A 14,419-nucleotide genomic window follows, 5' to 3' on the forward strand; every position below is an offset into this window, starting at 1 on the left:
CGTTCATTTGTAGGTATCATGGCTTGAACAACGTAGTAAATGAATACTTAGTCTGCATCCTGGTTGGCAATTCCTGGAGTTACCGGAAATTACCAAGGCTTAGGCCAGGAGTCTATCATCAAAATCAACCAACCTATGCTAGGGTAACATTCCATCATGAAGACTCATTTCTTCAAGAAGTAATAATTCCCTATTACGAAGAACTAGGCTTAGTACCCAGACCAACAAGTTTGGATGAATTTGCTACCAAGCCAATTCCCGAACTGCCTAGTGATGCTGCCACAAAAAAAGCCATGTACCAACGGCTGCGCAACGAATATTATGCTCATTTCAATCAGTATCGCCATCTACTGGAAGCAAACTCCCCTCGGGTATTAGATCGGGTTCCCAAGGAAGAAATACGTAACTATGTAGTTCACCAACAAGAGGCCAATAGTGACTTCGCGGTTTTGGCAGTCAGAGAAGTAGAGATATTCTGTCCTTTCAGTAGATCCGAAGTCGAAAAGATTGCCTTGGTAGACATACCTGGTTTAGGGGACCTTAGAGTAGGGGATGAAAAGCTGATGCTACAAACCCTAGGGGAGCGAGTGGATGTAGTTCTCTTTGTGCGGAGACCAGACCCTGTACGCTACGGCTGGGAAGCGAGAGATACAGAACTTTATGACAAAGCCCAGAAAGCCCTGAATGACCTGCCAGACCGGTCTTTCATGGTACTCAACAAAATGAGCAGTGCTGATAAATACAACTCTAAAGGCTGTGAAACCCTTAAAAGAACGATTCGGGAAAACCACATAGAGGTGGTTAATTGTGTAATCGCTGACTGTTCTAATCCTGACCAAGCAAATCAAGTTCTGGAGTTAATTCTAGATTACCTAGTTGACAACATTGAAGACCTCGACAGTAAATATGCCAAAGCTTACCAAGACCATATAGATATCCTCCACAAAGACTTAGAAACTGATTTACAGAAAGCCAGTAAAGCCCTAGCTGGATTTGGGGATGAAGACCAGTTATTTGTGGAGCGATTCAAAGAGTTTAAAGAAGAGTTATCTGACAGTCTTGAAAAATTCCTCAAAAAACTCAGAAAAAACCGGGAAACAGTTGATCCTTACTTTAAAGCAAAAGTCGATACTGTAATGAAAGCCTGCCAAAGTGACTCGGGAATTCCAGCACTAGAAGAAATTGAAAGACAACGCACAGACCGATTCGGAGGCTCTTACAGGTCTACCTACTACGGGTCGATTGCAGCGATGCGAGCCAACCTCTCAAAGCATTTCCTTTCCTTAAACGAAGGGCTCCAGCAGTCGGTGGAGCAGCTCAAATCAGAAGTAACAAATGTGCTGGTAAACCTGAAAAAGGGGCACTTGGGGAATCTCACTAAAGAGCGTGATGCCAAGTTTCTAGGGGTGATGACCGAGTTACTCGATAAGTATAACAATCAATTAGAGCTAGGGTTCCGAACCCTTTGGGAGTCTCAAGTTTCCTATGAAGGATTAATTATACATAGTATTCGACAGCACTTTGATGACGAACTTGAACCCGATCTAATCAACAACAACACCCTGAGCATTACAAATTCCGAGTCAGGAAAATCCCAAGTTGAAGAGTTTAATCAACAAGAAGTAAAAAATCGTCTAGAAGCGCTTCATAAAAAAGTGGTCATTAAATGCAAGCAAACCTTAGATCAGTGGTTAACTGAGCCAAGCCAAGTCAGATACTTCATCATCGGAGAGTTTTTTGATCGCATTCACTATGCCAAAGATATAGGAGACCAGTGGCGGACTTTTCTAAGAAAGGAAGAAATTCGCTCGAAAGTATGGCCTGAGTTCCAAAGGCTAAAAGAACATAAACAAATTCAGCAGGAGTGGCAAAATTTGCTCCAAAAAGCAATCAGCAGCAACAACTTGGAATCTATGCAGTTTTTGAATTAACTTTGCGTCAGCTATCAGCCTGCTTAACTGACAAAAGTTGAAGTGGAAAGAGCGAAAAGTAAGAGTAGTCAGGGTGTGGAGAAGGTTGACAAAAGTACAGAGGTGATGAGTTAAAATACACAAAAAACTATTGAGCAAGCAAACCAAAATGCAGATTAAGGTCGCAATACATCCAGCAGAAGAAGGTGGTTTTTGGGCAGAAGTACCCGCACTACCTGGCTGCATTACTGAGGGAGACACAATGGAAGAGGTTTTAGCAAATCTTCAAGATGCAATTGAAGGTTGGTTAGAAGTTGCCAGCAATTCCTATATTCCTGAACCAAACAGCAAAATTGTGGAAGTTACAGTATGAAATCTGTTTCTGGCAAAAAATTCTGTAAAATTGTTGAGAAAAAAGGATGGGTTTTGAGAAAAATTACAGGAAGCCATCATATTTATGAAAAGCCAGGAGATATACTAGATTAGTTCTTGCTAGCATGCCTATTGCCTATTGCCTATTGCCTATTGCCTATTGCCTTCCTAAAATTGTAGAAACCTACAATAATGTCTATTACCTGTATAGTATGCGGTCATATCAATACTGGCAGTAACAACTACTGCACTAGTTGTGGTGCGGCTCTTGAGTTTGAAGAGACTGTTAGTTCATCACCCTACCATTTGCCTGCTGGCACACTCCTAAGGCAGAGTCATTATCGGCTCGAAAAAGTCCTAGGAGAAGGGGGATTTGGCATTACCTACCAAGGAATTTACCTACCTAACTCTGCTAAGGTTGCCATCAAAGAACTCTGGCCAGAAAAAGCAGCTAGGATTGGTAAAACCATTACTTGGCCCCCTTCTATTCCCCCGATTGACCGACAACGACAACTCCACAAATTTCAGTTAGAAGCCAGTTACTTACAAAAATGCTCCCACCCTAATATTGCTCAGGTTTATGATTGGTTTGAGGAGAATAATACTGCCTATTTAGTCATGGAGTTTATCTCTGGAAAGTCCTTATACAAAATCTTACAAGAAGAAGGTGTTCTTTCGGAAGAGAAGCTCAAGGGCTATTTTATCCAAGTAGCAGAAGCCCTAACAGTTGTTCACTCTAATCAACTATTACACAGAGATATTAAACCTGATAATATTCTAATTGATCACCAAGATCGAGCCGTATTGATTGATTTCGGTGCTACTAAAGAATTCATGGCCGGTCAAACCCGTGAAATGAGTGTAACCTTGTCACCAGGATACGCTCCTCTTGAGCAATACAGTTACCGGAGTAAGCGTTGGCCAGCTACGGACATCTATGCTCTATGTGCTTCAATGTATGAGTTACTCACTGGTGAATTACCAGCTCCAGCTACGGAAAGGGCTGGATCACAAACGTTAATTCCACCGCGACAGTTAGCTCCTGAGATTACACCCCAAACTGAGCAGGTGATCTTAACTGGAATGAGAATGAAGGTTGACGAGCGATTTCAGACAGCCGAGGAACTGATTGATGCCTTCAAAGGCAAGTTTGTTTCTCCCAGTCAAAGGAAAGGGTGGGGATTACTTAAGCAAGGAAAGTTAGCAGAGGCGGTTCAAGCTTATCAACAGTGTCTAACTAATCAGCCAAACCATGGTGAAGCTGCCGTTGAACTAGCCCTAGTCCAGATGCATCTCAATGATGCTCAGGCTGAGGTGGCAGCAGAAACAGCGATTCGACTACAACCAAATGATGGCAGGAGCTATGGGGTTTTAGGACTAGTCAACTGCCGTAAATCAAATTGGTCAACAGCGGTAAAACAGTTGCAACAAGCAGCGGACTTAGCTCCCCAAGAGGTTTGGATACAAGCTAATCTAGCTTGGGCATGGGGAAAGCTTGGCAATTGGCAACAGGCAGAATCTGCTATTTCCAAAGCACTACAAATTAATAGTAACTGTACCTTTGCCCTAGGGTTACAAGGGTGGATTAATGTCAATCAACAGCAATGGAAACAAGCAATTCGGACTGCTACCCAGGCACTGTTCAAGTCAAAACAGGCTCAGTCTAGGGAATCCCAACAACTACAACAATGGATATATCCCTATTTAATCATTGCTTTGGAAAAGGCAGTTGTTACCAGACAGTCTAGGGACGTGGAGCGCCGGATTATAGAGTTTACCACTCAAGTCCCCGATAGTGCAGTTGCTTGGGGATTGAAAGGTTGGAAGCAAGCTGTGCAAGGGTTGTGGACTCAGGCTCTTGCCAATTTTGAGCAAGCCAGCCAGAAAGCAGACGTTCCTAGCTGGGTATCCCTGAATCAAGGAATCACTCAGGAACACTTGCAGAATTATCAAGGTGCTATCCAAACCTATCAAGCCTACATTCAGAAATTTCCATCTGATGCCTTTGCTTTATTCCGTCTAGGCACTTTACTAGGAAAAGTGGGACAATGGGCACAAGCACGCTCCCATCTGGAAAAAGCCGTGCAGTTAAAACCAGACTATGCTGAAGCTTACCACAACTTAGGTTGGGTTTTACTTAATATCAGAACTGTAGACGGTCAGGTTGAGAATTGTCGTCCCCTTTTGTCCGCCTATCGTCAAGCATCTGAATTTTACATGCAACAGTACCAATCGGAATTAGCTGGCGCAATTAGACAAGCCTTTCAAATAGCTGGGGTTGAGCTTTAGATAGGGTTTGCTGAAAAAGTCTTTTGGTAAAGGTAGGAGTCAGGAGTCAGGAGTCAGGAGTTAGGAGAAATGAGAATTATATAGAAGGTAGTCGGAAGAATTCTCCCTTAATTTTTCTGCCCTTGTATGCCCAAAATCCTAACTTTTTGAGCTTTTTGGACCGATTTGCTGGCACTTTTTTCGACCCAAAAAGGCGAAAACCTTTATCTGTCAATGCTTTGAGAGTTAATCAGCAAGCCCTAGATAATTTCTATACAGCACTACGCATTAAGGTGTTTGACATTGATACAAGCAGCAAAAGCTGTTTTAGTCAACTTTTGCCGTCTTGATGCAGTCGCTCATGGGGGAAACCACGGCAGTCGCTCATGGTTAGAAGTTACCGTAAGACAGGCTCGCCTTGTCTTGATGCAATAGCGAGTGGGGGAAACCCCCAAGACCGCGCAAATCACGCTAATCAATAAGTTTTACCCCTTTTGTGCATAGCCGACCAACCATAAAGGCTCAACGTAATCAGGTTTCGTCTCCGGGGAGACCCCCAAGACCGCGCTGCCTCCCCAAGACCGCGCTGCATCGCTTTTGCCTTTTGCCTTTTGCCTTTTGCCTTGCCCGTAGCGCTATACAGGAGCGTACAAATTTTGTATCCATTCCCATTCTTGGGCTAAGCCTTCGGATAGGGATACCTGAGGTTGATAACTTAGCAGGGTTTTGGCCTTGGTAATGTCTGCTGCCGTGTGACGTGCATCTCCTTTGGCTTTTTCGATGTAGTTTTTCTTAATGGGATGTCCAACAATTTGTTCAATGGTGTCGAGAACATCCGCTAGCACCACTCGGCTACCACCACCAACGTTAAACACTTCCCCAACAGCAGCTTGTTTATTACCTGCAGCCAGATTCGCGGCTATGATGTCTTTGATGAAGGTGAAGTCTCGGGTTTGCTTTCCGTCACCATATATGCTAATGGGTTCATCGGTGAGAATGGCTTTTAGGAATTTGTGAAATGCCATGTCTGGGCGCTGCCTGGGTCCATATACGGTGAAATAGCGTAAGGCAGTAACGGGTACACCAAAGTTATGGTAATACAGTAAGCATAGGTGTTCTGCAGCTAGCTTGGTTACCCCATAGGGGGAAACCGGTTGGGGAAGAATGGTTTCAGATGTCGGTAGGGCTTCGGCATTACCATAAACTGAAGAGCTGGAAGCGTAGACTAATCGGGTCAGATGTTTGGCATCTTTGGCGGCTTCCAGTAGGATTTGGGTAGCATTAATATTGCGCTCGGTATAATCCCGAAAACCATCCCCCCAACTGGCACGCACTCCAGCTTGTGCTGCCTGATGATAGACTACCTCTACATCGGTTAGAAGCGATCGCCAATCCAAGGTCTGAATATCACTTTCGATTAACTCAAAAGCGGGATGGTCTTTAAAATTTTGAATATTCCGGCGTTTTAGCTTGGGATCGTAATAATCGTTAAATTGATCAATACCAATCACTCGCTCACCTTGATTCAAAAGGGCTTCTACTAAGTTAGAACCGACAAAACCCGCAGCACCCGTAACGATATTAATAGCCATAAAATTTAATATTTAAAACTATTGGTTAAGCTTTGGTCAGACTAGTTTATTTTTCAATGTATATTAAATCTAGTCTGGCATACTATTTTAAATAGTTACAAATTTTTTTTTTTGTAAAAATGGATTCAATACTTTGGTAAGCTCATAGAATAAGATAGACTATTCAGCACAGAGTTTACAAAGAAAGTGAAGATTTTGGTAATTGGCAATGGGGGAAGGGAGTACGCCCTTGCTTGGAAGCTACTGCAATCTCAAAGTATTCAGCAGGTGATATGTGTTCCTGGTAATGGTGGCACCGCTACACTAAGAGGTTGCCAAAATCGTTTATTAAACGTTCAAGATTTTGATGGAATTGCTGAGTTTGCTCTGGTTAACGATATATCTCTAGTGGTGGTTGGTCCAGAACTACCACTGTCTTTAGGTATTACAGACTATCTCCAAAGTAAACATATCCCTGTATTTGGTCCGACCCAGGAGGGAGCGCAAATTGAGTCGAGTAAGTCTTGGGCCAAGGATTTGATGCAGTCAGCTGGTGTTCCTACCCCAAGTTTTGCTGTGTTTACGGAACCAGAACCAGCATTGGCTTATGTCAAAAAGCAGGTAGCACCGATTGTGGTCAAAGCCGATGGCTTAGCAGCGGGTAAGGGGGTAACTGTTGCGGCTACCATAGACGAAGCAGAGCTGGCTGTGCAGTCACTCTTTCAGAATGGGTTTGAGACGGTAGTGATTGAAGAGTGTGTCACCGGTCAAGAAGTTTCGGTTTTGGCTGTTACCGATGGCTTGACGGTTCGTCCCTTACTACCAGCTCAGGACCATAAGCGAATTGGGGAAGGGGATACCGGTCCCAATACTGGAGGGATGGGAGCTTATGCTCCTGCACCGATTGTTACCCCAGAGCTAAGCACACGGATTGAAAAGGAAATTCTTAATCCTACCCTTGAGGCTTTAAAGGTCAGGGGAATTGATTATCGGGGGGTTCTCTATGCAGGATTGATGATTACTCCAGAAGGAAACCCAACGGTTCTGGAATTTAATTGTCGCTTTGGGGATCCAGAAACTCAAGCTATCCTACCCTTGCTAGAAACTCCCCTAGATCAAGTGCTTCTGGCTTGTACCCAACAGCGACTGGCGGAATTACCAACTATTACCTGGAAGCAAGGGGCTGCGGCTTGTGTGATTGCTGCCTCGAAGGGGTATCCGGGAGCTTACGAAAAGGGTAAAGTAATTACTGGTATCGAAAAAGCTGAGCAACACGGAGCAGTAGTTTGCAGTGCTGGTACTACCCTGAAACAGGAGGAGCTAGTTACCAGTGGTGGTCGGGTTTTGGGGGTTACCGGAACGGGTATTACAATAGCGCAAGCTTTATCAGTTGCTTATAGCGCTATGGATTGTATCCACTTTGAAGGGATGTATTACCGTCGGGATATTGGTTATCGGGTTTTGCAGGATGTTGATTGATGCGATTAGCCCGAAGGGCGTTGGCTAGCGTTCGCCTTTGGCGTGGCCTACGGCCAATCGCATTGCTGAGTTATTCCTGAGTTCTTGCTGCCATTGATACCACCAACACCAGACCAGCAACACTCCCTCAACGGCTATTACCCATGGTGAACCCATTAAGGCATACTAATATCGCACACTACCCGAAAACCAATGTTGACATCGATATCGTCTGCTGGGATATAGCTGAAGCGGCAAGCCGAGCGGCATATCCCAGGAATGATATCCCAGGAACCACCACGTAAAAGCCTGGAATGATGATCATACTCATTAATACTATTGAGCCAAGCACTACCATCAACCGGAGCGCTTAGGTAGTTTGGGTACCAATGGTCACTACACCACTCCCAAACATTCCCATGCATGTCATACAAACCAAAGGAATTGGCTACACCAAAGCTACCTACACCAGTAGTTTGTTTTCGATATACCCCTTCTGGCTCAGAGCTGTATGTACAGTTGCCATCGTAATTGGCCACATTGGTGGTAATGGTTTCACCGAAGTGGAATGGCGTACTGGTACCAGCTCGACAGGCATATTCCCATTCCGCCTCACTCGGAAGCCGATAGTTTCGTCCAGTCAGCCTAGAGAGTATAGCACAAAATTTCATCGCCTCATACCAAGACACCTTTTCCACTGGCAGAGTATCGCCTTTGAAGTTGGAGGGCTGGGGGTTTAGGGAAGGGGAGACTTGGAATAAGGTGGCTACAGCCCGCCACTGAGCCTGGGTAACCGTAAACTTTCCCATGAAGCAGGGAGAGACTCTGACCCAATGCTGTGGACTTTCATCATCGCTATGTCCCTTCTCAGTTTCTGGTGAACCCATCAGGAATCTTCCTCCAGGGATGTACACCATATCTAGCCCTAAACCATTGCCTAAGTCTTCTGTGAAATATTTGGCTTGGTGACAGCGGCGCTTTACAATGTCACCGTATTTATCTAGAGTTACCACATCGAAGTCAAAGGATTTTAAGATTACTCCCATGACAGATGAGGGGTCAGAGTTTTGAAATTGGTTAAAAAATCCAGCTACAGCTATTCCTAAACTGCCAAACCCCCCCACGTGATTTGATTGCGGTCTATTAACAGTAGAATCATCTGGTTTCTGGGATGGCCGTGGAGGATTAAGTTCGGAGTTTATTGCTTGTAACTTTTCCCAAAGAACCTGAGTATCCTTAGGACGTTGATAAACTCGCACCATCAGACTATCAATAAAATCCCCTAACTCCGAAGAAATTTGTGGTGCATGGGGTCGCCACATTAAGATATCATTACCAGCATCATACAAATTTGAGGGTTCTTGCCCTGTCAGCAAATAAACAAATGTCCGTCCTAGGGCGTAGAAATCCGATTGGGGTACTGCTTGACCATGGATTTGTTCTAGGGGAGTATACCCAGGGGAAATCATACTGGTAACATTCCCAGCAGATTGTTTTATAATATAGGTTTCGGTAACTTGGCGCGCTGTGCCAAAATCAATTAATACTAGTTGTCCATCTGGACGCAAAATAATATTAGAAGGTTTGATATCTCGATGGAAAAAGTTTTCCTGATGAACTGCTTGGAGAATATCAACGATTTGAAATAACCAATCCAAGGCTAATTTTTCATCAATTGGGCGATTTCCTCGTTTTTCTTGATACTCCTCTAAATTAAGCCCAGAGATTTTTTCCATGACCAAACAGTATAGGGGGGTTTGGTGGTTTCTGGGAAAGAAGGTAAAATTTTCCTCTGCTTTAGGAATACCTGGATGATTGAGCTGACTCAGAACTCTGGCTTCTTGCTCAAAAAGTTCTACAGCTTTAGGTTCATCGTTAATCAAAATTTTGAGAACCTTGGCAATTCCCTTGTGAGTCACCTCATAGATTCGTCCAAAGCCACCTTCTCCGAGTAATCGGCTGACCCGATAACGTCCCGCCAGCAATAACTCAGAACCGCAGCTTGAGCAGAATAGGTCTGTATCAGGGTTACGGGGCTGAGTACACCCAGGATTTATGCACAGGCTCATTGGGGTCAAAGATGGGTCGATCTACTTGAAAGTTTAGCTTTAAGTTTGTTAAGTATAAGTTTGAAGTAGAATGCGTTCGCGTAGCGTGGCCTACGGCCAATCGCTTTTAGTATAGTTAAGGGCTATATAGAGGTTTTTAGCCTAATCAGGTACACAGGATTTTTTCCCTGTTCCCTAAAACCAGGAATTATGTACCTCACCAAATTGAAAACTGCTATAGCAAGTCTAAATATTAGCCTAAATATTACAACTTAATCGTTGGTCATGAATACTGCCACGAACAGATAGCTATGGGCAAGATAGCTATGGGCAAGATACTTATAGGCAAGTCTACAGACTAGATTGTCCGCAGCTCGATGCCGGGAAACCAGCACCTGCGGTTCTAACATCCCAGGAAAAGCGCGATCTATCGCGATCTATACAGTGATATCTATAACAGTGCGATCGCACTCCCATCCAATTGGTGATGAACCCTATATAGAAAAACAATAGCGATAGAGCTATCCTAGCAATGCTTTAGGTCTAGGATAGACAAGGAGTGATTGGGTGATGGGGAGAAATTCAGCTCTCAAGTATATACTAGACACTGAAGTTCTCAAAAAATCTTCATAAAGAAACTTATACCCACTGATACCAGCGGTATCGATGGTCTCAATGATAACCTTCATGGGAAAATATGAATCCAGGAATTGACCTCCAAAGCAGTTTTATTCAATCGCTAAGTGATCTAGGCATCCCCGCTGGTGCAGCTAAAGCCATTTGGATGCCATTACCCCTATTTCTAATGATTACCGTTGCCACCGTAGGGGTTTTGGTAGTGGTCTGGTTAGAACGAAAAATTTCTGCTGCTGCTCAACAGCGCATTGGTCCAGAATACGCTGGACCTCTAGGGGTACTCCAGCCTGTAGCAGATGGCATCAAACTCGTCTTCAAAGAAGATGTTATTCCAGCCAAATCTGATTCTTTATTATTCACCCTCGGACCAATCCTGGTTGTACTGCCTGTATTTATCTCCTACCTAATTGTACCGTTTGGACAAAACTTGGTAATTACCAATGTGGGCACAGGCATATTCCTGTGGATTGCTTTGTCGAGCATTCAGCCGATTGGTTTGTTAATGTCTGGCTACGCCTCTAATAATAAGTATTCCTTACTCGGAGGCTTAAGAGCTGCAGCTCAGTCTATCAGTTACGAGATTCCTCTAGCATTAGCGGTTCTAGCTGTTGTCATGATGTCCAACAGCCTCAGCACCATTGACATCGTTGATCAGCAATCCGGATACGGCATTCTGGGTTGGAATGTTTGGCGTCAACCAGTGGGTTTCCTAATTTTTTGGATTTCGGCCTTGGCAGAATGCGAGCGACTCCCCTTTGACTTACCCGAAGCAGAAGAAGAACTGGTGGCTGGGTATCAGACAGAATACGCTGGGATGAAATTTGGTTTGTTCTATGTCGGTTCCTACGTCAATCTCGTGTTGTCTGCCTTGCTCGTAGCAGTGCTCTATCTGGGTGGGTGGGAGTTCCCCATTCCTCTGGATAAACTCGCCAGCTGGCTAGGGGTGAGTGAAACCAGTTCCTGGTTGCAGGTGATTACTGCTTCTTTAGGGATTACCATGACCCTGCTAAAGGCTTACTTCCTGATCTTTACAGCTATTCTGTTACGCTGGACACTGCCTCGGGTTCGGATTGACCAATTGCTTAACTTAGGGTGGAAGTTTCTACTACCAGTAGCTTTGGTAAATCTTCTATTAACTGCTGCTCTTAAATTGGCATTTCCAATTGCATTTGGTGGTTAGTTACTAGTTATATCAAGTCCGTTTACTGGCTACTTTTTTATTGAAAAAAAGTCAAAAATAATGATAAATCCATACTAATAATAAGTAGTCAAACGGACAGGGTATAATTGAAAAAAAAAGATATAAATCACAAATCAGAGCTCAGGACTAGAATCAAGAGAGAGACACTAAAATATTATGCTAAAGTTCCTCAAACAGGTTGGCGACTACGCTAAAGAAACTGTGCAAGCTGCTCGCTACATTGGTCAAGGGATATCGGTGACGTTTGATCACATGCAACGGCGTCCAATTACAGTACAATACCCTTACGAAAAACTAATCCCCTCTGAGCGCTATCGTGGTCGGATTCATTTTGAATTTGATAAGTGTATTGCCTGCGAAGTCTGTGTGCGTGTTTGTCCGATTAACTTGCCAGTGGTAGATTACGAATTTGATAAAGCCACTAAGAAGAAAAATCTCAAACACTACAGTATAGATTTCGGAGTTTGTATTTTCTGTGCTAACTGCATTGAATACTGCCCCACTAACTGTCTATCAGCGACGGAAGAGTATGAAATTTCTACCTACGACCGTCATGAGTTGAACTATGATAATGTAGCCCTGGGACGCCTCCCCTATAAAGTTACTCAAGACCCGATGGTAACTCCTCTACGGGAATTAGCTTATCTACCGAAGGGGGTTATGGATCCTCATGATTTGCCAGCAGGTTCTCAACGGGCTGGTATGCGTCCAGAGGAAATTCTCGATCAAATGGAATCAAAAGAAGAAGACGTTAAGAGTTAGTTGTTAGTCATTGGTCTTTTCAGTGACTGTTGACTGTGACCAATGACTTATCACTAATAACGATTAGGCAAAAATATATCACGAGGAAATAAGTTAAGGATGAATCTAGCGGAAGGGGTTCAGTTAATTTCTGTTGCCATACTATCGGTGATCATGATTGGGGCGGCTTTAGGGGTTGTCCTTCTTTCCAACATTGTATACTCAGCCTTTTTACTGGCTGGTGTTTTTATCGGTATTTCTGGATTGTATATTCTCCTAAATGCTGACTTTGTAGCAGCAGCACAGATATTAGTCTATGTTGGGGCGGTTAATGTCCTAATTTTATTTGCCATCATGTTGGTGAATAAGCGAGAGGATTTTACACCAATGACTAAGCGCTGGGTGCGCACTGGGTCAACGGCTATAGTCTGTATTGGTTTGTTTGCGCTTCTGAGTACAATGGTTTTGGTAACGTCATGGTCAGTTGAAATTGCTCCAACTATGGTTGTTACTAATACTGCTGTGGAGATTGGTCAGCATTTTTTCAGTGACTTTTTATTGCCGTTTGAGCTAGCTTCTGTACTTTTGTTAATGGCAATGGTAGGGGCAATTATCATAGCTCGTCGGGATTATATTCCTGAGGAATTGGTTTCGAGAGACCAGGAAATTGCTACAGCTTTGACTTTGCCTGAACGTCCTCGGGAGCTTGCTTCTGTGCCAGGGGATTCTAAATAAGACAACAGTTTAGTGTTTGTTAGTGTTTGGTTGAAGGTTGACTGTCAACGAGCAAGGAGCAAAAACCAACCACTAATTACCCATTGAAAAACTACTATTCCCTACATAAAACATCATAATTTATGGAACTTCAACTCCAATACTTTTTACTGCTTGCTGCTGCTTTGTTTTGCATTGGTATTTATGGTCTAGTGACTAGCCGCAATGCCGTGCGAGTGCTGATGTCTATTGAGTTAATGCTGAATGCGGTCAACCTTAATTTAATGGGTTTCTCTAATTTTATGGACTCAGCCGGGATTAAGGGTCAAGTGTTTACCGTGTTTGTAATTACGGTAGCAGCTGCAGAAGCAGCGGTAGGTTTAGCTATTGTGCTGTCGATATATCGTAATCGGGATACGGTAGATATGGAACAATTTAATCTGCTGAAGTGGTAGATTATACAAAAGCTAAATAGAATATGGCGTTGCTCAATTGTGGCATGATTGAGGGTAAGTGGTAACTGGTAACTTGTAACTGACCCAACTAGACTTGATATTATTCCTTAGATCAGCAACGCCAAAATCTAGCAATCATCAATCAGCTGACTTATTATAGTTAACCAATCAAGTTTTAGTTAACTTGAGATAAAGTGTGATCATAGACGGGAGTTGAAAACAGACTGCTTAGCAAAAACTTAAAGATTAGTTAATTTTGTAAACTTGCTTGAGAATCTGGTGTGACTATTTCGGTGAACTCATAAAAAAAAACGAATTATGGTACCCCTAAGAGACGAAAACCCAATCACAATCACGCCATATATTACTATACTTCTGATTATTATTAATATTTTAGTCTTTATCTATGAACTTAGCTTAAATAAACTAGAACTCGACACGTTTTTTAGGTTTTATGCTGTGGTACCTAAGGAGTTAACCGCTAGCTTCGAGGGTTTTCCGGTGGGCCAGCCTGTGCCAGAACCATTGACTCTCATCACATCCCAATTTCTCCATGCTGGCTTTCTTCATGTTGGCTCCAATATGTTATTTTTGTGGATTTTTGGGAACAACATTGAAGAAAAACTTGGGGGGATAAGGTTCTTAATTTTTTATCTCACTTGTGGGGCTTTAGCCGCGTTAGCCCAATGGTTTTTTTCAGCTCTATCTCCTATCCCTGCTTTAGGAGCTAGTGGAGCAATTGCTGGAGTGATGGGTGCCTATATTCTCAGGTTTCCTAATGCTAAAATCCTGACTCTAGTGCCCCTATTTTTCATATTTTTCGTAGCTAGGATACCAGCTGTATTTTATCTAGGGTTTTGGTTTCTACAGCAAGCGTTTAATGGCATAGCTAGTCTGGGAGCCCAGGCTCAAGTGGGAATGGAGGGGGGAGGAATTGCTTACTGGGCTCATGCTGGTGGATTTGTGTTCGGAGCTATCCTTGGTCCAATCTTAGGTTTATTTGATGATTAGTGATTGGTGGGGATGCTGTTAATTTTTTTAGCAA

General features: G+C 43.4%; 15 protein-coding genes. 11 read left to right on the forward strand and 4 right to left on the reverse strand.

What is annotated here, in order from left to right:
- The first annotated feature begins 23 nt into the window (after positions 1-23).
- From BJP34_RS06845 to BJP34_RS48520, 5 genes are all read left to right on the forward strand, one after another.
- Positions 24-1,931 carry a hypothetical protein gene (locus BJP34_RS06845; RefSeq protein WP_070391699.1) on the forward strand — a complete coding sequence of 636 codons (1,908 nt, stop codon included), beginning with the start codon at positions 24-26 and terminating at the stop codon, positions 1,929-1,931.
- Between the two features lie 148 nt (positions 1,932-2,079).
- Positions 2,080-2,283: a type II toxin-antitoxin system HicB family antitoxin gene (locus BJP34_RS06850; protein WP_008182203.1), complete on the forward strand. Its 204-nt coding sequence runs from the start codon at positions 2,080-2,082 to the stop codon at positions 2,281-2,283.
- The gene (locus BJP34_RS38965; protein ID WP_229424272.1) at positions 2,280-2,396 is read left to right on the forward strand and encodes a type II toxin-antitoxin system HicA family toxin; all 117 of its coding nucleotides are present in this window, start codon (positions 2,280-2,282) and stop codon (positions 2,394-2,396) included. Before BJP34_RS06850 ends, BJP34_RS38965 begins: the two co-directional genes overlap by 4 nt.
- Before the next feature lie 78 nt (positions 2,397-2,474).
- Positions 2,475-4,571: a serine/threonine-protein kinase gene (locus BJP34_RS06855; RefSeq protein ID WP_070391700.1), complete on the forward strand. Its 2,097-nt coding sequence runs from the start codon at positions 2,475-2,477 to the stop codon at positions 4,569-4,571.
- 282 nt (positions 4,572-4,853) lie between these two features.
- Positions 4,854-4,985 carry a hypothetical protein gene (locus tag BJP34_RS48520; RefSeq protein WP_267876506.1) on the forward strand — a complete coding sequence of 44 codons (132 nt, stop codon included), beginning with the start codon at positions 4,854-4,856 and terminating at the stop codon, positions 4,983-4,985.
- A gap of 200 nt (positions 4,986-5,185) precedes the next feature.
- On the opposite strand, the gene BJP34_RS06865 is transcribed toward BJP34_RS48520, so the two are convergent.
- On the reverse strand, positions 5,186-6,142 hold the full coding sequence (locus BJP34_RS06865; protein WP_070391702.1) for an NAD-dependent epimerase/dehydratase family protein: 957 nt from the start codon (positions 6,140-6,142) through the stop codon (positions 5,186-5,188).
- A 186-nt stretch (positions 6,143-6,328) separates the two neighbouring features.
- Between BJP34_RS06865 and purD the strand changes: the two genes are divergently transcribed.
- The gene (gene purD / locus BJP34_RS06870) at positions 6,329-7,600 is read left to right on the forward strand and encodes a phosphoribosylamine--glycine ligase (protein ID WP_070391703.1); all 1,272 of its coding nucleotides are present in this window, start codon (positions 6,329-6,331) and stop codon (positions 7,598-7,600) included.
- 24 nt (positions 7,601-7,624) lie between these two features.
- Here the strand turns inward: purD and BJP34_RS48525 are convergent, their stop codons facing one another.
- From BJP34_RS48525 to BJP34_RS42635, 3 genes are all read right to left on the reverse strand, one after another.
- The gene (locus tag BJP34_RS48525; RefSeq protein WP_267876507.1) at positions 7,625-7,756 is read right to left on the reverse strand and encodes a hypothetical protein; all 132 of its coding nucleotides are present in this window, start codon (positions 7,754-7,756) and stop codon (positions 7,625-7,627) included.
- Positions 7,756-9,648: a bifunctional serine/threonine-protein kinase/formylglycine-generating enzyme family protein gene (locus BJP34_RS06875; protein ID WP_070391704.1), complete on the reverse strand. Its 1,893-nt coding sequence runs from the start codon at positions 9,646-9,648 to the stop codon at positions 7,756-7,758. Before BJP34_RS06875 ends, BJP34_RS48525 begins: the two co-directional genes overlap by 1 nt.
- A gap of 251 nt (positions 9,649-9,899) precedes the next feature.
- Positions 9,900-10,037 (reverse strand): hypothetical protein, encoded by a 138-nt coding sequence (locus tag BJP34_RS42635; protein WP_158517058.1) that lies wholly within the window; start codon positions 10,035-10,037, stop codon positions 9,900-9,902.
- A gap of 287 nt (positions 10,038-10,324) precedes the next feature.
- Here BJP34_RS42635 and nuoH point away from each other — a divergent pair, with 287 nt between their 5' ends.
- The 5 genes from nuoH (at position 10,325) to BJP34_RS06900 (ending at position 14,385) form a co-directional block, all read left to right on the forward strand.
- A complete protein-coding gene (nuoH, locus tag BJP34_RS06880; RefSeq protein WP_070391705.1) occupies positions 10,325-11,443 on the forward strand; it encodes an NADH-quinone oxidoreductase subunit NuoH in 1,119 nt (372 codons plus the stop codon).
- Positions 11,444-11,620: 177 nt separating this feature from the next.
- A complete protein-coding gene (gene ndhI, locus BJP34_RS06885) occupies positions 11,621-12,226 on the forward strand; it encodes an NAD(P)H-quinone oxidoreductase subunit I (RefSeq protein WP_070391706.1) in 606 nt (201 codons plus the stop codon).
- Between the two features lie 99 nt (positions 12,227-12,325).
- A complete protein-coding gene (locus tag BJP34_RS06890; RefSeq protein ID WP_070391707.1) occupies positions 12,326-12,940 on the forward strand; it encodes an NADH-quinone oxidoreductase subunit J in 615 nt (204 codons plus the stop codon).
- A gap of 122 nt (positions 12,941-13,062) precedes the next feature.
- Complete coding sequence (gene nuoK, locus BJP34_RS06895; protein ID WP_008185025.1) at positions 13,063-13,374, forward strand: NADH-quinone oxidoreductase subunit NuoK; 312 nt, start codon at positions 13,063-13,065, stop codon at positions 13,372-13,374.
- Between the two features lie 318 nt (positions 13,375-13,692).
- Positions 13,693-14,385 (forward strand): rhomboid family intramembrane serine protease, encoded by a 693-nt coding sequence (locus tag BJP34_RS06900; protein ID WP_070391708.1) that lies wholly within the window; start codon positions 13,693-13,695, stop codon positions 14,383-14,385.
- Positions 14,386-14,419 lie beyond the last annotated feature (34 nt).

Source organism: Moorena producens PAL-8-15-08-1 (genome assembly GCF_001767235.1).
In the GTDB taxonomy this organism is placed as follows: domain Bacteria; phylum Cyanobacteriota; class Cyanobacteriia; order Cyanobacteriales; family Coleofasciculaceae; genus Moorena; species Moorena producens_A.